The sequence below is a fragment of the Candidatus Nitrosocosmicus sp. FF01 genome, assembly GCF_047711275.1.
GTDB lineage: Archaea > Thermoproteota > Nitrososphaeria > Nitrososphaerales > Nitrososphaeraceae > Nitrosocosmicus.
The window spans coordinates 266,154-286,465 of the sequence record NZ_JBLNIG010000002.1 but is presented as its reverse complement, the minus strand read 5'-3'; the positions used below and the strand labels follow the sequence as shown (position 1 = coordinate 286,465).

General features: G+C 34.5%; 23 protein-coding genes. 14 read left to right on the top strand and 9 right to left on the bottom strand.

The genetic code is table 11. The features are described from left to right. Nucleotides 1-24: 24 nt before the first annotated feature. The 6 genes from ACMT7R_RS06940 to ACMT7R_RS06915 all read left to right on the top strand — a co-directional run bounded on the left by ACMT7R_RS06940 (nt 25) and on the right by ACMT7R_RS06915 (nt 5,902). Nucleotides 25-1,536, top strand: coding sequence for a rhodanese-like domain-containing protein (locus ACMT7R_RS06940; protein ID WP_415310892.1), 1,512 nt, complete (start codon nt 25-27; stop codon nt 1,534-1,536). Between the two features lie 65 nt (nt 1,537-1,601). Beyond that, a complete protein-coding gene (locus ACMT7R_RS06935; RefSeq protein WP_415310891.1) occupies nt 1,602-2,603 on the top strand; it encodes a sulfite exporter TauE/SafE family protein in 1,002 nt (333 codons plus the stop codon). Nucleotides 2,604-2,757: 154 nt separating this feature from the next. Then, nucleotides 2,758-2,928: a hypothetical protein gene (locus ACMT7R_RS06930; RefSeq protein WP_415310890.1), complete on the top strand. Its 171-nt coding sequence runs from the start codon at nt 2,758-2,760 to the stop codon at nt 2,926-2,928. A gap of 140 nt (nt 2,929-3,068) precedes the next feature. Continuing rightward, entirely contained in the window at nt 3,069-3,311 is a 243-nt protein-coding gene (locus tag ACMT7R_RS06925; protein WP_415310889.1) for a hypothetical protein, read from the top strand. Between the two features lie 434 nt (nt 3,312-3,745). Continuing rightward, nucleotides 3,746-4,225, top strand: coding sequence for a plastocyanin/azurin family copper-binding protein (locus ACMT7R_RS06920; protein ID WP_415310888.1), 480 nt, complete (start codon nt 3,746-3,748; stop codon nt 4,223-4,225). 258 nt (nt 4,226-4,483) lie between these two features. Continuing rightward, nucleotides 4,484-5,902, top strand: coding sequence for a YncE family protein (locus tag ACMT7R_RS06915; RefSeq protein WP_415310887.1), 1,419 nt, complete (start codon nt 4,484-4,486; stop codon nt 5,900-5,902). Nucleotides 5,903-6,001: 99 nt separating this feature from the next. Here ACMT7R_RS06915 and ACMT7R_RS06910 read toward each other — a convergent pair whose 3' ends face one another. Then, nucleotides 6,002-6,139 (bottom strand): hypothetical protein, encoded by a 138-nt coding sequence (locus tag ACMT7R_RS06910; protein WP_415310886.1) that lies wholly within the window; start codon nt 6,137-6,139, stop codon nt 6,002-6,004. Between the two features lie 552 nt (nt 6,140-6,691). Here ACMT7R_RS06910 and ACMT7R_RS06905 point away from each other — a divergent pair. Next, the gene (locus ACMT7R_RS06905) at nt 6,692-7,186 is read left to right on the top strand and encodes a plastocyanin/azurin family copper-binding protein (RefSeq protein WP_415310885.1); all 495 of its coding nucleotides are present in this window, start codon (nt 6,692-6,694) and stop codon (nt 7,184-7,186) included. Nucleotides 7,187-7,254: 68 nt separating this feature from the next. Here the strand turns inward: ACMT7R_RS06905 and ACMT7R_RS06900 are convergent, their stop codons facing one another. The 5 genes from ACMT7R_RS06900 to ACMT7R_RS06880 all read right to left on the bottom strand — a co-directional run bounded on the left by ACMT7R_RS06900 (nt 7,255) and on the right by ACMT7R_RS06880 (nt 9,584). Continuing rightward, nucleotides 7,255-7,737: a hypothetical protein gene (locus ACMT7R_RS06900; protein WP_415310884.1), complete on the bottom strand. Its 483-nt coding sequence runs from the start codon at nt 7,735-7,737 to the stop codon at nt 7,255-7,257. Nucleotides 7,738-7,924: 187 nt separating this feature from the next. After that, nucleotides 7,925-8,560 carry a hypothetical protein gene (locus tag ACMT7R_RS06895; RefSeq protein ID WP_415310883.1) on the bottom strand — a complete coding sequence of 212 codons (636 nt, stop codon included), beginning with the start codon at nt 8,558-8,560 and terminating at the stop codon, nt 7,925-7,927. Between the two features lie 42 nt (nt 8,561-8,602). Then, nucleotides 8,603-8,737, bottom strand: a complete 135-nt coding sequence (locus tag ACMT7R_RS06890; protein ID WP_415311654.1) for a universal stress protein — start codon at nt 8,735-8,737, stop codon at nt 8,603-8,605. A gap of 165 nt (nt 8,738-8,902) precedes the next feature. After that, entirely contained in the window at nt 8,903-9,070 is a 168-nt protein-coding gene (locus tag ACMT7R_RS06885; protein ID WP_415311652.1) for a universal stress protein, read from the bottom strand. Further along, complete coding sequence (locus ACMT7R_RS06880) at nt 9,054-9,584, bottom strand: universal stress protein (protein WP_415310882.1); 531 nt, start codon at nt 9,582-9,584, stop codon at nt 9,054-9,056. Before ACMT7R_RS06880 ends, ACMT7R_RS06885 begins: the two co-directional genes overlap by 17 nt. A 120-nt stretch (nt 9,585-9,704) precedes the next feature. On the opposite strand from ACMT7R_RS06880, the gene ACMT7R_RS06875 reads away from it, so the two are divergent. The 5 genes from ACMT7R_RS06875 (at nt 9,705) to ACMT7R_RS06855 (ending at nt 13,215) form a co-directional block, all read left to right on the top strand. Then, nucleotides 9,705-10,061: a hypothetical protein gene (locus ACMT7R_RS06875; RefSeq protein WP_415310881.1), complete on the top strand. Its 357-nt coding sequence runs from the start codon at nt 9,705-9,707 to the stop codon at nt 10,059-10,061. A gap of 295 nt (nt 10,062-10,356) precedes the next feature. Next, nucleotides 10,357-10,581: a hypothetical protein gene (locus ACMT7R_RS06870; protein WP_415310880.1), complete on the top strand. Its 225-nt coding sequence runs from the start codon at nt 10,357-10,359 to the stop codon at nt 10,579-10,581. Between the two features lie 21 nt (nt 10,582-10,602). Further along, nucleotides 10,603-10,944 (top strand): hypothetical protein, encoded by a 342-nt coding sequence (locus ACMT7R_RS06865; RefSeq protein ID WP_415310879.1) that lies wholly within the window; start codon nt 10,603-10,605, stop codon nt 10,942-10,944. A 267-nt stretch (nt 10,945-11,211) separates the two neighbouring features. Continuing rightward, nucleotides 11,212-11,652 carry a universal stress protein gene (locus ACMT7R_RS06860; RefSeq protein ID WP_415310878.1) on the top strand — a complete coding sequence of 147 codons (441 nt, stop codon included), beginning with the start codon at nt 11,212-11,214 and terminating at the stop codon, nt 11,650-11,652. 711 nt (nt 11,653-12,363) lie between these two features. Beyond that, complete coding sequence (locus ACMT7R_RS06855; RefSeq protein ID WP_415310877.1) at nt 12,364-13,215, top strand: hypothetical protein; 852 nt, start codon at nt 12,364-12,366, stop codon at nt 13,213-13,215. A gap of 468 nt (nt 13,216-13,683) precedes the next feature. Here ACMT7R_RS06855 and ACMT7R_RS06850 read toward each other — a convergent pair whose 3' ends face one another. Continuing rightward, nucleotides 13,684-14,703: a hypothetical protein gene (locus ACMT7R_RS06850; protein WP_415310876.1), complete on the bottom strand. Its 1,020-nt coding sequence runs from the start codon at nt 14,701-14,703 to the stop codon at nt 13,684-13,686. Between the two features lie 460 nt (nt 14,704-15,163). Between ACMT7R_RS06850 and ACMT7R_RS06845 the strand changes: the two genes are divergently transcribed. Together ACMT7R_RS06845 and ACMT7R_RS06840 are read left to right on the top strand one after the other, a co-directional pair. After that, complete coding sequence (locus tag ACMT7R_RS06845; protein ID WP_415310875.1) at nt 15,164-17,464, top strand: cation-translocating P-type ATPase; 2,301 nt, start codon at nt 15,164-15,166, stop codon at nt 17,462-17,464. 36 nt (nt 17,465-17,500) lie between these two features. Continuing rightward, nucleotides 17,501-18,145, top strand: a complete 645-nt coding sequence (locus tag ACMT7R_RS06840; RefSeq protein WP_415310874.1) for a cation transporting ATPase C-terminal domain-containing protein — start codon at nt 17,501-17,503, stop codon at nt 18,143-18,145. Nucleotides 18,146-18,165: 20 nt separating this feature from the next. On the opposite strand, the gene ACMT7R_RS06835 is transcribed toward ACMT7R_RS06840, so the two are convergent. Further along, complete coding sequence (locus ACMT7R_RS06835; RefSeq protein ID WP_415310873.1) at nt 18,166-18,327, bottom strand: universal stress protein; 162 nt, start codon at nt 18,325-18,327, stop codon at nt 18,166-18,168. Nucleotides 18,328-18,510: 183 nt separating this feature from the next. Then, nucleotides 18,511-20,061, bottom strand: a complete 1,551-nt coding sequence (locus ACMT7R_RS06830; protein WP_415310872.1) for an alpha/beta fold hydrolase — start codon at nt 20,059-20,061, stop codon at nt 18,511-18,513. Nucleotides 20,062-20,312 lie beyond the last annotated feature (251 nt).

The following is a 20,312-nucleotide window of genomic DNA, read 5'->3' as shown; positions in this document are numbered from 1 at the left end:
TTCGCCTTTTCAAGTATAGATATTATGAACCAACATAAATTATTAAAAAATAGCGATCTCTCTATTACACCTGATGAATTAAAAGTCAAACTCGATAGTAGAGTTCCATTACTGCTATTTGACATAAGAGATTCAAAAAACTTTGAAAAGCGCCATATTCCCGGCTCTGCTTGTGCAGTCTGTAATGAAGAAACCAAAAGAACAATTATGCCTCGATTGCCAAAAGATATGGAAATAGTTTTAGTCGGAGAACAAGAAAAAGAAGAAGAAAACTATCCAAAACAAATGGCAGAAATGATGAGACAAATAGGGCTAAATACAAGATATTTAGAAGGTGGGATTTCCTCATGGAAATGGCAGTTTAACGAATCCCTAGATAGAGACATATCTCCAAAGGATTTAAAAAAATTAATAGATTCAGAAAAAGACAGAGAAGATCTGTTTCTTCTTGATGTGAGAGAACCTGATGAATTCAATCAATGGAATATAGTGGGTAGTAAAAACATTCCATTAGGGAAATTGGCCAATCCAGAATCCTTGGCTGTTATTCCAAAAGACAAAAAAATAGTGACAATTTGTCCACATGGAAATAGGTCTACAATTGGAAAATATATTCTTGAAAGATACGGCTACAATGTTAGTTCACTAGAAGGTGGATTAAAAGCGTGGAGCTTTTCAGCTGAAATTGCATCATCTGAATATTCTATTGGTGATAAAGATGAATCTTCAAAGATAAGGTTATTTCAATTTAGAAGGATTGGTAAAGGTTGTATGTCATATCTATTGGACTCGGCTGGTCAATCTGTAATAGTCGACCCAGTATATCCTATAAATGGATACTTAGATAAAGCAGCTGAAATTGGATCAAAGATCGTAAAAATAATTGATACTCATCAGCATGCCGATCATGTCTCTGCTGCAAAATCACTAGCGGAGGAAACGGGAGCACAATATCTCCAAAGTAGTTATGAAAGTTATTCTAAGGAAACAATTGGTAATACACAAGTTACAGATGGTGACATCATATCAGTAGGAAATATCAAACTAAAGGCAATTCATACCCCAGGTCATACACCAGGATCCATCTCTTTTTTGGTTGAAGGTGACGTCAGTAACGTAAATGCCTATGACAAGTTTACAAAATTACTATTTACTGGTGATACTTTATTTGTAAATGGAGTCGGGAGACCAGACTTGAGAGATAAAGCCAAAGAATTCGCAGAGAATTTGTATGATACGCTAAATCAAAAGATTGCTATCCTACCAAATGATACAGTGATACTGCCCTCTCATTTTGACAAAGATGTTAAGGCAAACGAAATTTTATCTACTACACTCGGTGAAATAAAAGAAGAGGGAATGTTTTTGAATCGACACTTAACAAAAGAACAATTTGTACAGAAACTGTCTTCAAAAGTAATGGCAACTCCGCCTAATTATACTAAAATCATATCCATTAACAATGGTGAAAAATCATATCCATTAACTGAGATTTTTGAATTGGAAATGGGTCCAAACAGATGTAGTATTACCTAATAGTAGGACAAATTAAATCTAGAATTGAACTGATTTTAACCTTGTAATTAGGAGTAGACTAGCAGGTGATAATACCAACAACGACAGCAGAAGAAGCGGTATTTTTCTGGCCTGTATATCTATTGTATTCGCTTTTTGAAATGAATGCTTTAGAACTTGAAACTGTATTACTACCGAATCTTTTGCAAGGAGTGGGGTTTTTACAGATAATTTCACCTGATGTATTTCATTATTCTATACTCATATCCTTAATAACTGCTATTGGCGTACTTGTAGGACTTTCTCTGGGATTGATAGGTGGCGGGGGATCCATTCTTGCAGTTCCATTGTTAGTTTATGTAATTGGATTAGACCCTCACGTAGCAATAGGAACTTCTGCTCTTGTGGTAGGTATCAATGCCTTGGTTAATTTTATTGATCACAAAAAAAGAGGCCATGTTCTACTAAATAAAAGCTTACTGTTTGCTATTCCTGGAGTAGTGGGAACGGTGATAGGGTCCCAGCTGGGTTTACTAACACCCGCCAGTAGTCTTTTAATCTTGTTTGCACTATTTATGATTACTATTGCAATAAAAATGCTAATAGAAAAAAAGAATATGAAAGGGTACTTAGGTGTTCACTTCAAGAAAACAAAATCATTAAAAGATAACCTACAAAAGGATCAGTTAGATATAGAAGAAAATAATTCAGTTACTAATGCAGGACATAAAAATGTAAAAATGGTAATTATGGGCTTTCTAGTAGGATTAGGTGCTGGATATTTTGGAATAGGGGGTGGTTTTTTAATCGTTCCATCTCTGATGTATCTGGATGTAAATATTGTAAATTCGATTGGGACATCTCTATTGCCAGTAAGCTTTTTTGGTCTTACCACTGCTGTAACTTATTCACTTTCAGGTCAGATAAATTTCATCATAGCCATACTTTTAATATTTGGTGGTATTGTAGGTGGAAAAGTTGGAACAGCACTATCATCGAGAGCTTCAAAAATAGTTTTAACTCGTATCTTTTCAATATTGCTGATTACTGTTGCTGTATACATCATAATAAAAACAATTATGTGGTGAAGGTAATCCCGCTCTGGAGTATTAATTCTTTATGATAAATAAAAGAGTAATTTCTCAAATCCTTTAGGATTTTGGCTAAAGATGAAAGGAAATATGTGAATACAACATAAGAATTAAAATTAACGAAATTGCATATGTAATCTATAACATAAAATTGCTTGAAATTCTTTTTGACAATAACTTCTTGGCTCTTGGAATTGATCTGCAAACTGAACTAATTTCAGACGCTAAAGATAATAAGACTCTACTGCTATACACGGTTCAGACAGACATTACACACCCTATAACTGATACATACCAAGTTGCAGGCAATGGTTCTATTTGAAGGAAAGAACCTCATACATCAAAGAGAGAATCGAAAAGAATATTGTACTCCGGCAATGTGCAGGTGCTGAATAGGCCCTGAACTTGAATGATTGGTTTATACAAAAATCTTATATATTTTGATTTTCACCAAGTAATGTAATGTTCGGTTTCAGAAACAAAGAAGCAACAAGAGAGGGTACAAGCTTATTAACCGTTTTTGCAATTACTTTGTCTGTAATTCTGGTTGCACCTTTAATTGAAGATTCATACTCTGTTCAGCATGAACAAAAGATGATGCAAAACAGAACACACCAAATGCTACAGAACGATACCGATAATCCACTTATGTTACATGAACAAAAGATGATGCAAAACAGAACACACCAAATGCCATCTCAATAACAAATAAAATATTTATTTTTTCTTGTCTTTTCATTATTGACTCTGTTTGTAGATGAAATCACAATCAATGAATAATTAGTATAAAATTATTACTAAATGTAATCTCACTTTGTTAACTTAAATTATGTGGCAAAGTTTCCTTGTCACGCTATTATCAATACAGAAAAACTAATATCTAAAAATAAAACCAATTTACCGGCGAACTCTATTCTAAGGACTTGAAATATCTTGGGTTTTATCAAATTAGATTATGTTATTATAAAATAATTTGAACATAATTATATCTTTTAGATTTATGGATAGATGCGGATTTGGAATAAATAAAAATATGAAATAGGTATTACACTACTATTTGCGCCTATTTTTTAATTTTTGTAATCTTGATTTGGTAGAAAATTGATTAAATTTAATTATGTGAAAATCATACTAATATTATGGTAATTGCTTCAATTATTCTAATAGCTAGCCTTGTAGCAGTACTTGGCATTGTTGTTGTCCTGCCGAACGGTGATTCAACTACTACTCCCACTGTAGCCTTCGCTCAAAATGTTACTAACTCCACTACCGCTCAAAATGCAACTAATGCAACAACTTCTACAACCCCAGATAAAGTTCAAGTTTCCATTGTACCTGGCGCATCTGTACTGACCGATGACGCATATAGTCCAAATCCCGTTGAAGTTACTGTAGGTCAAACAGTTGTTTGGACAAATGATGATACTGCTTTTCATACTGTAACCTCTGGAACCGTTGGAGCAGCCGATGCTGGAAAATTATTTGATTCTGGATTGGCAGGACCAAACGCCCTCATCAGCAAAGGAAAGACTTTTGAACATACTTTTGATACCGCAGGAGAATATCCATACTTTTGTACTTTACATCCAGCAATGGTTGGAACAGTCATAGTAAATTAGACAACAACCTCTCTCCTTTCTTTTGACTCGCTCAGTTACACTACGATTATTGCCTGTTTAGATAAACAAAATTTTAAAAGGCCGTTTTTTATTTCTTATCTGTGAATATAGGTTATAAGAACGATGTCATATACATGTTCAAATTAATAAAGGAATGGTTTAATTGAAAAGGCCATGTGATTACATGATATCCGTTTATGATTCTTTAACAAAAAAACTCCAATATTTTTTAATATGAGCTAATTGTATTAGCCCTCAATGAATGACAAAAAACCTGTTGTTCTTTTTGGATTACTTTTTTTAAGTTTTATAATATATTTTGGTACATCCTCATTATCATCAAACACCGTATTTGCACATCACATACTAGATGTAATTGAAGTACCAAGACCCATGGGAATGTCAATTGATGATCAGGATGGTTTACTTTACGTTTCGAGTATGATAGAGTCAGGTGTATCAGTAGTTAACACTACAGACAACGAAATAGTTAATGTGATTAATTCAACCTCAAAAGGAGGTGTTATAGATGCCATATCTGTACCTCCAGACAAAGTTTATCTTGCACCATTTAAGAGTGGAACGATAGAGGTATACGATAAAAAGACAAACAATCTTTCAAATATAATAGAGTTACCGGGTGCAGTCTATTCTACTCCAACTCCTTTAGCTGATAGAGTACTAACAGCAGCAGAGTTTGTAAGGGGAGTATGGGCTATGGACTATAATCCTCAAAATAAGATATTGTACGCCGCATATGCTGACGCCAATGAAATATTGGCAATTAATACAACAAATGATGAAATCATTGCAGAAATTCCTGTTGCAAATCATCCAATGGCTCTACAGGTTGACCCACTTACAAATACTCTAGTTGTAGCAAGTTTGACTGGAAATAAACTCACTTTCATATCTACAGAAACTAACCAAGTAACAGGTGAGGTAGCAACTGGGATCGGACCATGGGATATTGCCCTAGATAGTTTGTATCACAAGGCTTATGTTGCCAACAGAGGTAGCTATTTTGTTACAGTTGTTGATACAATTGGTCATCAAATAATTGGTAAAATACCCTTATCTTCTCCCGCTCAAGCAATTGCTGTGGATGAAAAAGATCATACCGTATACATCACTCATCCAAGAAGTCAAAATATTGACAAGATAAATGGAGAAACCAACGAGTATATCACACCAATCGATCTAAACATAATCCCTCAGAATATAGTAGTTGATTCTGATACTCAAAGAGCCTATATTTCTACTAAATCTCAGGATAGGTTATTTGTTATAGGACCCGAGTCTGTTTCCTCTTCATTGGCCATAATTTCATTTGATCATCCATTTTTGGTCTTCGGATTCATCGATGTTCACGGCCAGGATGTAACTTCAACATCTTCATTTTCTCTTTCAAATAACACCTTGGGCTTGAGTGTTAATGCTCCAGATGGAGGTAATCTAGCCTTTGACGTACCAAGAGGATTATTAGATTCAAAAGACGGTGCTAACGATATTCCATTTAGGATATTATTTGACGGACAGCCATCAGAATTTTCCAAAGATATAGAAATCACAAGAAGTACAGACGACCCAAGAGGCAACCAAACCCGAAGCCTAGATTTTTATGTTCCTGAAAACACAAAAACGGTAACGATAGTTGGCACCCAGAGCATTCTATAGTCTTACTCATATTTTTATTTTGATAAAGTTAAAACAAGAAAACTAGCGGAATCAGATCAACATTTTATTAATGCTTTTTATTGTTTTGTCGATGAACAGTTATTTGTACCAATCCTTGTAAATATATTCATCATTAACATGCTTATGTTTATTCTGTTGGCCCTTGTCATCATGTACTTCATCTATGCAGTCGCACTCCGAGGAAACATTAGTAGAATTAGAAGACATCTCGTTCATTAATTATCTCATCAAGGGTATAAGTATAACCCCCTGCTGGTTGGTCTTGTAAATCAAAAAGGCTGATATATCATAAATCCTTGTTTTACCTATTATAATTAATAAAGAACCTGATCACCCTTGTACTGTGCAAGTAAACCACTATTAGTAAACCACTATTCGTATTTTGAATCCATGTCTCGAGGATATCTTGAAGTAACCTAATGGTAACAACTTTAAGGTGTTTAACCAAATGAAACAATCTTTATCATGATTCGTCAGGATTTAAGCAAGACAAATTAACGCGAAAGATATTATCTGGATTTCAAATTAGTTTAATATCAATGATCTTCATCTTCATCTTCATCTTAGGACGCCTTAAAAGCGAATCTTAACTATAATGATATTAAATAAGCATTACTAGTTCTATAAATGAAAGGAAAAAACAATATCTTTATACTTTGCGATGTTATTACAGTAACAGAAAGTGTAATGAATCATTTCTGTATAATTTCCATTTGCATTGTTATATTTTTTATACTAAATATAAATTTAAATTCTCTTTATTTTGAAATGGTGAATGCTCAAGATAATGATGGTTTTAAAACAGAGCAAATTAGACATATGCCTGGTCACGGACCAAGGCACATGATGATGGAAAGAATGTATCTGGATAACGGTACTGACACTCAATCATCCCCGCTGATGAGGTTTCAAAACACTACTAGTCATGATAATCAAACCTCATTTGATATCTCAATAGTTCTAGGAGCCATATCTCGTACTACAGATGCTTATCAACCAAATCCCGGATACATAGAATTAGGACAAACAGTTACCTGGACCAATAACGATAACTTTATCCATACTGTAACACAAAGAGCTATGAATGTTGATATTCAATCTTCTCCACCATTATTTGATTCTGGTATAATGGACAGAGGTCAATCTTTTGCTCATACATTTAATACAGAAGGAAGATATGATTACCATTGTACTATTCATCCTTGGATGGTTGGTCAAATATTTGTAACGTCCATTTCAAGTTCGACTAGTGATACTGATTAGATATTAAAAATAATTTGATGTCCCTACATCATGCTACTTGGACTACCATGGTTATAAGAATAATAATTTTATTTTCTATATCGTTTTTCAAGGCAAATTAATGATATTACAATTGCTAACCTCCCAGCTATACTCCAAAATATTACTGCTGCAGAAGGAAAATTCTGAAACAGCCAATCATGATCCCAAACACCATACAAGCCAAATGGGTTGTAGTAATATTTTATCCACTCTACAATACTTGTTGTCGGTATATGGTTTTCTGTCCATAACAAATTTCCACGTAAAAGTCTTTCAACTCCCCATACTGGAGAATCCATGACCAGTGTTGAAAGTAAGAATACCACAATGAAATACTCTATTTTTAACGGTTTAAGAAAGAACATAAACAACGTTGGAATAAAATGCCCGATTATATTCCAGGGTTGATAAATGTGATTTCCTCCAAATACTTCACCAATAGAAAGGCAATTTATGGGAATATTGCTGACGGGACAATATGCTATAGAATCAAGTAGGTCAAACCATGTGGCATAGCCTACTGATACCAAAATGATCAACGCAAGTCTCTTCTTTGTCCATATTGTCTCTGCCTTTCTATTCGTAATCTTATCACAACCACACCGACATACAGCTAAAACTTGCCATTAAATTCATGAACTGAAATAAGAATATAATTGAAGTTATGTTTTTCATAGTTTTCAAAATCTCTGAGGTCAAAATAACCAAAATAAATTGCTATGTCGGATCTATTTTTATAGACTTGATCATCGATTCTATGTCTTTCATATTGCGATCAAAGTTCTTCTCTGAGGAGGTATAGGTTATAGAAATTGTCTTGTTGTTCTCAAAAACAGATGTTATAAACAAACCCTTAATGATACCAAGAGAATCATCAACATAGTTGTTAAATATTATGGAGCCAGCTGCATGTCCACCGATGGTGTAATTTTTGAGAGTCTTGTTTATTATTTCTAGACCATTGTTAAATTTTTCCTGAAGGATAAGAGGATAAAAAACCAAAAACCCATCCTTGAATTCTTTTTCATCAAGATCGATATCCGTCATTGAAATAGTAATGATCGATACGTGGTCAGGCAATGTGAACTGTGTAACAGGATACCCAAATTTGATATGAGGCTCCTTATATTCTACCTTCCAAATTTCTGGGTGTTGTAAAGTGTAGTTGTTATTAGGATCGGCATAGGTTGTTGTATTTTGTACTTTTTCTACTTGTGATAGAAATTCTGGCTGCTGTCCATAGCTGAATATAAATGGTATTTTACTACCCGGTGATGCTATAAAGATAATAAGGATTATACAAATACAAAATAAATTAAACGAAATCTTGTATTTATAAAAAAGATCATTCACGTAGGTAAACATATGTAATATGGAAATTATATATCTCTGATACTAATGTACTAGTAAAATATTACATGCGCAATTCTCAGAGACATTTCTGGCTACACTACCAATAGCATGTAACTTGGAAATACCTCTCAAGCCTACTGTACCCATTACTACTAGTGCAAACTTGTCATCCTCTATCTTCTTCTGATGATGCTTCCAGGAGGATAGCCTATAACTACTTGCACGTTTATGGTTAAGTTTGGTTTATCCTTGTATTTAGTCCGTATTGTTTCCATGGTTAATAACATTTCGTTTTTGAGTTTCTGATGAAGTTCTTTTAGATATACATCCCGTGAAACCTCTTCAACCAGTAATCTCAGACTTGAATCTTATGGTCTGCATGGTAGGAGGAAGCAATATTTCGTCTACTATATTAAAGAGCAAAATGGTTGAATTACATCTTTCTGCGATTATTGCAGCATACTCTAGCGCTCTATCGGAGTATTCAGAACCATCATATGGTAATAATATATTCAGAGTAAGGGGGATGTTGACCTTCTTTACTGGACTCCTGATGTACCAACATTACGGGTACGGGAGATAACTCGGATACTTTCCTTGCTACACTACCAATAGCCTTTATAGAACCAAATCTAGGGATTTGTTTTCTTCCCATGATAATTGTGTCTGTTTTTTCCTTTTTTGCAAAATCAAGTATTTCCTTACTAGGAGAACCAATTCCAATCTGCAAATCAAAAGGAATATTCTCTGAGGTCAATTTTTTTGATCTATCTTTTAGCAGGGCTTCAGCTCCTGTTTTAAGAAGATTAATGATATTTTTCTTTGATTGTTCTACGTCAGAACCACTCTTTATGAATGAAAGAAGTAAACTGGGTGGAACAATTTGCTCCTCTACTACAAACAACAAAGTTAACTTAGAATCAAACATCTTTGCAAATCTGATAGCTTCATCAAGTGCAATGTCAGATATTTCCGTTCCATCATGTGGGACCAAAAGGTGAGAAAAATATGATAATTTGTTCAATTATGAATTAAAATCATGTGTAAATAATATTTAAATTTACATTTACGTAAATATGCAGGATAGTCATGATTTATGACATTATTTGACTAATAAAAAAAAGAATGAATGACCCCACTACCCGTGCAACTAGAGAAAATTGGGGCTCGTATTCGGGCTTTTTTTGCAACTATTGGCTCTGCAGTTGGTATTGGCAATATTTGGCTATTTCAATATACCGTAGGAGAAAATGGTGGTGGGGCATTTCCAATAACTTATTTGATCATTATTTTCACATTTGGACTTTCTTTTATGACTTTAGAGCTCGCAGTTGGTCGATACTATAAAACATCAATAATAACCACACTTTCAAACATTAGAAAAAAATTCAAATGGATCGGAGCATTGATAGTATCGGTTACTTTTGTACTGGCAAGTTACTATATGATTGTTATAGGCTGGATTTTATCCTTTCTTTGTAATAACAGTTTTAGGACTTGATACTCCATTTGATGAATACACAAGTTCTTTCTACCCTGTTTTGTCATTTTTTGCAGTTGCGATAATCAACTATCTAATAATTAGGCTTGGGGTGAGTAGAGGGATAGAAAAAATTAGCAAGATTGGAGTTATTATTCTGATAGGAATAATGATTCCCTTGTCCATAATTGGTATGACTTTGGAGGGAGCAGAAAAATGATATCAACTTCTATTTAACTGCTGACTTTTCGAAACTTAGCAACCCAAATGTTTAGTCTGTGGCTTTTGGACAGGTATTTTTTCTCTTTCAATAGGTATGAGAGTATTATTGACATACGGAAGTTACATCAATGACAAACATTCCATCATAAGATCGTCTGTTATCATCATTGTCGCGGATTTGATAATTGCTTTTATTGCTGGCTTGATGATATTTTCTTTTGTTTTTTCAACCAACATGGACCCAACAGAATGCGTATCCCTTGTATTTAAGGTTCTTCCAGCCGTTTTTTCCAATACGGGGTTTGGAGTTATTATATGAGGATTGTTCTTCTTTCTACTAATGCTCTCAGGGATCACTTCATCTATAGGAATGTTACGGATACATGTATCAGTATTAGAAGAGAATTTCTGGTTCAGCAGGAGCAAAGCATCCGGCTTGGTTGTAATAATTTCAACAGTAATAGGCTTTCCTCTAGCATTAAGTTATAACTCAATAAATCTCAACATATCTTCTATACCTTTATTTGATATTTTTGATACACTCATAAGCGAGTTCGGATTAACGATTTCAGCTACACTGTTTATAATAGTTATTTTGTGGTTTATGAATAGAAAAAAATTATGGAACAGGTTAACTTGCATAGTAAAATTACTATTCCAACATGGATATTTGAAGTGGTAAAATATCTAATTCCAATTTTGTTGATTTCTACATTAACTATAAAGTTATTTGGATTCTTATTTTATACATGGTTTATTAATTGTAGTGAATCGAGTTTAAAGAATTGCTTTAGTAAACTATCAAATACCCTCAGTATACATATAAATGATTCATGTTTCCTATAGAGTTACTATCTTCTACTGTGCAATTATTAGTATTAGTGAAAATATTTTGCCAATTAAAGGATAAATAAATAAATTTATTACTAATTGTAGAAATTTTTATGTTATGTCTGAGGAAATCTCCAAAATAATGGTTTGTATAGATGGATCGGAATCTTCGATCAATGCCTCTAAAAGAGTTCTAGAGATGGCAAGAAAATACAATGCGGAAGTTATTGCAATTTATGTTTCCTTTATTCCATATTATTTGAGGCGCTTACCTCAATATGCATGGGAAGAACTACACACTTATGATGTTGGGCAGATGAAAGAGTGGTTGAAAGATATCGAGATAGAGGCCAAAGAAAATAATATTCAATTCAAGAAATTGGTAAAAGAGACTACATCATCCGTTGTTAAAGAAATAATTAAAAGTGCCGACGAAGAAAAAGTTGACTTGATTGTTGTAGGTAGCACAGGAAAGTCAAAACTCGATAGAATGTTGGTTGGCAGTGTGGCCCAGGGTGTAATGACCAATGCAAAATGTTCAGTTTTATTGGTAAGATAAATGCGAATACGCTAAAATTATGTTGACGGTAAACAATACTATATTTAATATTATTATTTTTTTGAAAGATAATATACGAGAGTATTATTCCAGTTTTTTTGTCCTTTGCCATATATTCTGTATTAGAATTACTCGCTTGATTACAAATACTAGGGACACAAGAATACTGATAATATTGTTATAATTACTATAGAAATATCTAATGGTACTCATCTTTGGCCATTTCTATTTGTAGTTACCTGTTCACTTTAATGAACAATAGAGTTAGGGTACGGAGTAAAGAAAAAGATCATTCTATTAACAAGAATATAAACAAATGCATCTGATTTCGTTGGCTTTTGAAGTATTTACAAGATATTAACAGATCCGCAAATAATAATATTATTAGTTTTTGACAGTAACTCTATGATCTATATATTAAAATGTTATATCTAAAGGTTATAGAAGTTAGTTTATATAGTTTTTATGATAATTTAAAGTGATGAATAGTAATAGAGCAATAATTACATCTACAGTCCTAGTTATGTCGTTCATACTCCTTTTGGGTCCAACTTCAATGACTCTGAACGTATTTGCTCAGGGCAATACTGCTAATCAAGGTATAGGCCAATCCCAATGCATCCACACAATTGGGTGTTTGTGTGTCTGGCGATGGTACTCTTATTTCATGTAACAACTTGAATGCTCAAAACCAAGTAAACACTGGAAACAATGCTTTGGCCCAACAATGGCGGTGGTAAGGGTGGAAACACTGCTAACCAAGCAATAGGTCAAGCACAATCCTCAAGTCAAAATGCATTATGTGTTTCTGGAACTGGAACATTTGTCTCCTGCAACAACTTGAATGCTCAAAACCAAGTAAACACTGGAAATAACGCATTAGCTCAAAGTGGTGGTGGTAAGGGTGGAAACACTGCTAACCAAGCAATAGGCCAATCCCAATCATCTAACCAAAACAGCGGAGTAGTTTCTGGCGGCGATACTACTGGCTCAGGTAACAACGTAAACACACAGAGTCAAACAAACACAGGAAATAACGCAGCAGCACAACAAGGTGGTGGCGGCAAAGGTAAAGGCGGTAATACAATCAATCAAGGTATAGGCCAATCCCAATCATCTAACCAAAACAGCGGAGTAGTTTCTGGCGGCGATACTACTGGCTCAGGTAACAACGTAAACACACAGAGTCAAACAAACACAGGAAATAACGCAGCAGCACAACAAGGTGGTGGCGGCAAAGGTAAAGGCGGTAATACAATCAATCAAGGTATAGGCCAATCCCAATCATCTAACCAAAACAGCGGAGTAGTTTCTGGCGGCGATACTACTGGCTCAGGTAACAACGTAAACACACAGAGTCAAACAAACACAGGAAATAACGCAGCAGCACAGCAAGGCGGTGGCGGCAAAGGCGGTAATACCATCAATCAAGGTATAGGCCAATCCCAATCATCTAACCAAAACAGCGGAGTAGTTTCTGGCGGAAACACAGCCGGCTCAGGTAACAACGTAAACACACAGAGTCAAACAAACACAGGAAATAACGCAGCAGCGCAGCAATAATTTATTTCTTATTTTGTTGAATCAACAATATTTTTTTGATGTTTTTACACACTTATAATGCCTTTATAAGAATCTCTTGTGACATCGACCGTCAAAGATGCTTAGCAGAATCGACCGATTCATAAAATTTACAAAAGTATTAAGTAAATGTCTTGGAATTTGCTACTTGGATCCTTGCCTTTAACTAGATTTAATGGTTACCTAAAATTTTATGATATATAGTTGAGTTCAAAAAAATATAGAGCATATCGATACAACAAAAAGACCAACAGACCTTTCTATGTATCCACTCATTAGTAAATCCAGTCTTGCTTTTAATTCGGCTTTCCCATTTCATCGACTGATTGCATTAACAGGACAACAAAAGTATTTTGAAATACCTTGACGGGCTCATATGTTACTGACATGTTTTTATTGTCTATCATATCTAAAGTCAAACCTGATTGTCCGTCTATGGCGTTTCTAAAACTAGTGAGATTGGCAAAAGACTCTGGTATCTGTACTTTTGTTCACATCAGAATCAGCAATCTTCTGTCCATTTTGCCCGACATAGACTACGCGTGTATACCCATCAGAAGATGTAAGGTTAATTGATTGAAGTTCTTCATTTAAAGTCTCAAAGTCAAGACCTCCTGCCCAGATTCCTACCATAGTAGAATTGTCTTTTAATGAAAATACTGGAACGGCTATTATGGATTGCAATTGACCTGAAGATACCGATAGGGAGGGGTCTCCAATGTAAATCTCATTTGTGTCAGTTACTCCTTTAAAGTAATCACGAAATCCCAAATTGGTTTCCGTAGACATTATCTGTCTAGAGTATGGCTCGTCAAGATATATGTCTCCATTTGGCATTATAAAGATGATGATCTGAAAATCCTTATAACTTGACAAAATATTTTGGGCGACCAACCTCTTTTGAATATCTGCATCCTGAGGTATTCCGTGTAATGTAGTTAGTGTTTGATTAAGCACGTGACTAAGTGGAACCTCTCTTATCTGAGGTAGTTGACTGGTCATATTAAGAACTGCACCTGCATTTTGAATATGGTTTTCAAGGCTTTTTGCCAGGATTTTTGTTATAATTGTATTGTTCTGCATACTCTCAGAATCGACAGTAGTATTAGCTTTATCCTGATTCATGCTGCTGATGGTGTCGGTAAAAGTTTGCTGAACTTGATTCTCTATTGTTCTCTGCAACTCCTGCTGGCTCTGCTGGATTGATTCTCCAAGTGAGGAAGTAGTATTAGAAGAAAAAGTAGTTGTTGCATTGACATAAGAAATGGCATCAAAACTTTGAATATAGGTTAAAGAACCTAACGAGGACAAAAGGAATGAAATCATAAGAACTGATTTAATCCTGTTTTGTGCTATGGGTGAAGAAAGTATTACTGCTGCTAATGATAAATTAAAATCCGTATTACCATTCGATGATTTTTGTTTATTGATCATATCTGATTTTATACTACTGCCGAACGTAATTAACATTATCGATCCGGAATTTTTGGAATGACCTATAAGGTCCAAAATTGCTACAAATATGGTATTGGTGAACTTTACAATGGTAAATTAATTATGATCTCATTAATGTGATATAAACGCTCCAAAAATAACATACAAAATTTAAAGTAAATCCGTGACTGTATTTTTTGATTCTTTTGGATACAAATATAAATTTTAGTATATTCACCAAATTAATTCGATGAGAGGCTAATTGACATTCATTTCAGAGAACAGTTTTTCATATTTGACAATCCGGTCTTATTCTGATAGATCTTATACTAGATGAGAAAATCAATTCTGATCTTTTATCTAATATCGTATCGCATACACTCGTCTGTTATACAATTACCTCAAAATATAACTCGTTTATATATAATAAATAAACTATTTTAAAATATCAAGAACTTTATACTGTGTTTGAACTGTTGTTTTAGGGGGATAAAACTTGGCTGAAAATGCCGAGATCCTGATAGACGATAAGATATGGCATAATCTTACAATTAAAGAAGTATCTGCCATCCTAGATGTAAATATTCACCATGGATTAATCACAGAACAAGTTGACCAGCGTAAGAAACAATTTGGCATCAATAAGATAACCGTTAAAAAAAGTATTCATCCTTTGGAAATGTTTTGGACGCAAATTCGTCAACCATTAATTCTCATTCTTTTAGCCGCAGGTTTGATAACTGCAATCATGGAAGAATGGGTTGATTCAGCAGTTATTTTTGGAGTAGCTATAGGTAATTCCATTGTAGGATTCATACAAGAATACAAGGCTACAAGGGCAATAGAGGCTCTGTCAAAGATGTTAACAACAGAAGCTACTGTCTTGAGATCGGGTCAAAAGAAAAGACTATCTTCTTTTGAATTAGTTCCTGGAGATATTGTAATTCTGAGATCGGGTGATAAAGTTCCAGCAGACATTCGACTATTTGAAACAAAGGATTTAAAAATTGACGAATCTACACTCACGGGAGAATCAATATCTGTAGAAAAGGACAAAGTAGAGCCAGTAAGAGAGGATTCTATTATTTCTGACCGAAAGAATATGGCATTTTTAGGAACGCTTGTTACATATGGACATGGAATGGGAATAGTTACTTCTATAGGTGATATGACTGAAGCCGGTTCGATATCTCAAAGTATAGCTACGGCGCCAGAAATTATAACTCCGCTAACACGTAAACTAGCGCGATTCAGTCAGAGTCTTTTGTATATTATATTAGCATTGGCCGTTTTATCATTCATAGTTAGTATAGTTAGAGAAATTCATAGTGTTGAATTGGCATTTATGTCGTCGGTTGCTCTTGCCGTAGCTGCAATTCCTGAAGGTCTCCCTGCAGCAATGACCATCACTTTAGCTATTGGTGTGAGCATAATGGCTAAAAAACATGCTATTATTCGTAAACTTCCTGCAGTAGAAGCACTCGGAAGCGCTACCGTAATCTGTTCTGATAAAACGGGAACACTTACTCAGAATCAGATGACCGTTGCTACTATATATTGTGGTGGTATCAAGTATTCAGTATCAGGAAGTGGTTATTCGCCTGAGGGGTCTATTACTATTCAAACCAATGTAAAACAAAATTCAGGAAATATTTCAATAGCATCGTCTTTAAAACTCAAACGGCTGAAAGAATGTTTGATTTCAGGGATTCTGTGTAACGATTCACAATTGGTTTATCACAAAGAAAATGATATTTGGGAAGCTAAAGGGGACCCTACCGAAGTTGCATTAATAGTTTCAGGATTAAAAGCTGGTTTAGACGAAGCGGTAATTCATAATACCTTTCCGAGACTCGATACCCTTCCATTTGAATCACATCTGCAGTACATGACAACACTTCATAAGGCATCAGATGATATCGATTTTCCATTTCACATTTTGTATGTAAAGGGTGCAGTAGAAAAGGTATTATCGATATGTTCATTTTACACTAAAACCGATACCAAACAAATTGAGGAACACATACTTCAAGAAAAGCATTCTAGTAATAATACTATAACAACCGATGACGACAAATATGTATTCAGTCAAAAAGATGATAGTTTAATAATTGACTTTACTGATGAGGAGATATGTCCTCTTCTTGACAGCGATAAATCCGAGATAATGAAAGTCCATGAAGAAATGGCATCAGATGGATTACGAGTCCTTGCGTTTGCACGCAAATTAGTTTCACCTGAAAAAGACAAGATTGTTTCAAATGACATTGATACAAATTTTGTATTTATAGGGCTGCAGGCTATGTTAGACCCACCTCGTCTTGAAGCGATATCTGCTGTTCAAAGTTGCCAAAATGCAGGAATAAAAGTAAAGATGATAACTGGCGACAATTTGCATACTGCTACTAGTATTGCTAAACAGATCGGAATTATCAGAAATTTTCAAGACCACACAAATAATGGTCATCTCACATCATCCAAAACAAACAAAGGTGACTTGCCCGCAATGACAGGATACGATATTGCGAGATATTCCGAAAGTGATTTGGAAAATATTGTAAAAAGTACAAACGTGTTTGCAAGAGTATCTCCAGAACAAAAGTTGTCTTTGGTGAAAGCCATCCAGAAAGGTGGAGAAATAGTCGCAGTAACCGGAGATGGTGTAAATGACGCCCCTGCATTAAAACAGGCTGATATTGGTATTGCAATGGGAATTACAGGAACTGAGGTCGCTAAGGAAGCGGCGGACATGGTACTTACAGATGATAATTTTGCATCTATAGAATCAGCAGTATAGGAAGGACGAGGCATATTTGATAACATAACAAAGTTCTTGACGTGGACTCTTCCCACAAATTTTGGTGAAGCAATGGTCATATTGGTATCAACTCTGATAGGTGCAAACCTTCCTATTCTTCCAGTTCAAATTCTTTGGATTAACATGACTACGGCATTGATTCTAGGCATGATGCTTATCTTCGAGCCAAAAGAACTCGATATAATGCAGCGTCCTCCGCGCAATCCCAAATCCAATATACTATCCAATCATAACATCAGGAGGATTTTTATTGTGAGTGCAATAATTACGCTATCAGTTTTTGCCATGTTTGAGTGGAATCAACAAAAAGCAGGTTCTACTTTAGAAGAATCTATGACAGTTGCAGTAAATATGATAGTGATGATTGAAATTACGTACCTATTGAACTGCAAATCCTTGACAGAACCATTAATTCGTATTGGGCTTTTTTCAAACAAATACATAATCATTGGGATAATGATGATGGTAAGCCTGCAAATCGCATACACATATCTTGCTGAAATGAATTTACTTTTCAAGAGTGCGCCAATTAGTCTTGAGGCATGGATGATGATAATATCTATATCAATAGTTTCATTTCTCATAATTGAGATAGAAAAGTGGATAAGTAGAAAGAAAAATGCCTCTTATTTAAAGTCTAACTCAAAATCTAGGAATTGATTAGATCTTGGTAGTTATTCTCATCTTACCAACGTCACTGAGCATTGTGCGTATGTCATTACTCCTTGGGCAACACTTCCAACAAGTATCCCTGCTATCTTGGATTTTCCTGTACTTGCGGGTACAATCAACTCTGCTTCATTCTTTTTAGCAAATCCAAAATTATTGGAATATTCCTTCACTTAGTAAACTATTCAAATCATGATCTATCTAGCAATTTTGTAGTAAACGATTATAGTTTTAGTAACAAGATAAATCGACCGACCATAAAGGCATTTACTAAATAATATCTCATCGGGTAATTATAAATAATAACTTTATTGTCTTTATTCAGTCATCCTTTTGTAGTTATTTTATTTTTTTCTCTATCTGGTCTTTAACCATTCACCGACCTTTGGCCATAACTCCTTATGTGCTCTAGAACTTATGCAGGCTCCGACGTGACCCGAATTAAATTCTATAATTGATTTATCGGTCCTCCCTATTACTTCATTTATCGCTCTACTTGATGCAGGATCAACTAAATCGTCCTTTTTTGCTATCACATTTAAGAAAGGCTGCTTGATTTTGCTCAAATCAATCTTTTTGTTTCCATTTATTACCAGTTCATTTTTTATTAATAGATTTTTCTTGTAGCAATCATCTACAAATTGTCTGTATATTTCACCTATTATGGGAGGACTATCATAAAGCCAAGTTTCTGTTGCAAAAAATTGCATTATAGACTCGAGGTCCTTAGGCTTTCCTCCTTCTAGAAAAAAGTGAGGATATTTGTGTAAAATATCTATTGGACTCCTAAGTAAAAATGAGCTGTTGATAAACGAACTAGGAGTATTGCCAAAGGTATCTACAATAGTGTCGGCATCTATATTTTTTGTCCATACGCTTAAAAGATTATTATCAATACTGAAATCACCAGGTGTAGCAAAAGTTACGATATTCTTTATTTTATCCGGATAAAGTGCAGCAAGCATCAGAGCCAAGTCTCCACCCCAACAATAACCCAATATCGAAATCTTTTCTGAATTAGAATGTTTTAAGATGTAATCAACTGCATTGGCAAGATAGTTGGTCACATAGTGTCCCACAGTAAGCTCTTTATCAAATGCACTAGGTGTTCCCCAATCTGTTATATAAACATCAAAGCCTTGTTTTTGAAAGTTCCTAACTATACTGAATTCTGGAAGCAGATCTAGTATGTAATTTCTATTAATAAAAGCATAGATAATCAATAGTGGCGTAGGATCAGTTCTAACAGTATGTTTGTCAAGTGTAGTGAGATTCGGATCTGATTTTCTTTGCTTATCGATCTCTTCCTCAACTTCCCCTTGACCATCATAATTGACATGGGGAGGCAAATCATAATGAAACAAAGAATATTTATTTTCAGAATGAATTTTGTGAGACGGAGTCCTGTATACTGTATCTCTTATAGGCTCGATAAACATGTTATTCCAATAGGCATTTGCATTTGACATTTGTTGATACAATAGTCCTGCACCTGTGACCTTTGCAAGGTTAGAATAGGCTTCGATAAATTCTGAGAGAGAAATTACAAAAGTCTTTTCTCTAAAATTGGTATCAAATTTATCACGTATTTTAGAAAGTATTATTTTTTCAGTCTTTTTGTAAAAATCTTGTTGTTCTTGATAGTTAAGAAACAACAACAAGTTCCTGTCATCATCCATAACTTGCTTTTTGATTTCCTTTATCTCCTCTCTAGCATCCGTAAATGGTACGGAAAGAGCGTCTATAAATGCACTATTTAATCTTGAAAAAAACTCGATTGAAGAAGCAAATGTATCAACGTAGGCTTCCAATAATCCAAATTTATTATGATAATTATCCGTATTGGTATTTGTATTCATGTTTGTAATGTCATCATTGATTTTACTTGGATTAACATTAATCTTCATGTATCTCTATCTTGTTTTAAAGAGTATATTAAGAGACCTACCAAGTACGTTTGTAATTGCTTTGTTTCGCTATTTCTTTAGATTGTACCAATTAATTCCTATTCTTTATCTGAAAAGAACTATGACTGTATGGTCTTTTAGTTAGTATCTGTTGCTTCAATCCAAATACAATATACTGGAAGACTGGCCAATTTTAGATTTATGACCAATCCTCTAGTAGGTATATATTATTGCCTGCAAAAAAAGTTAAG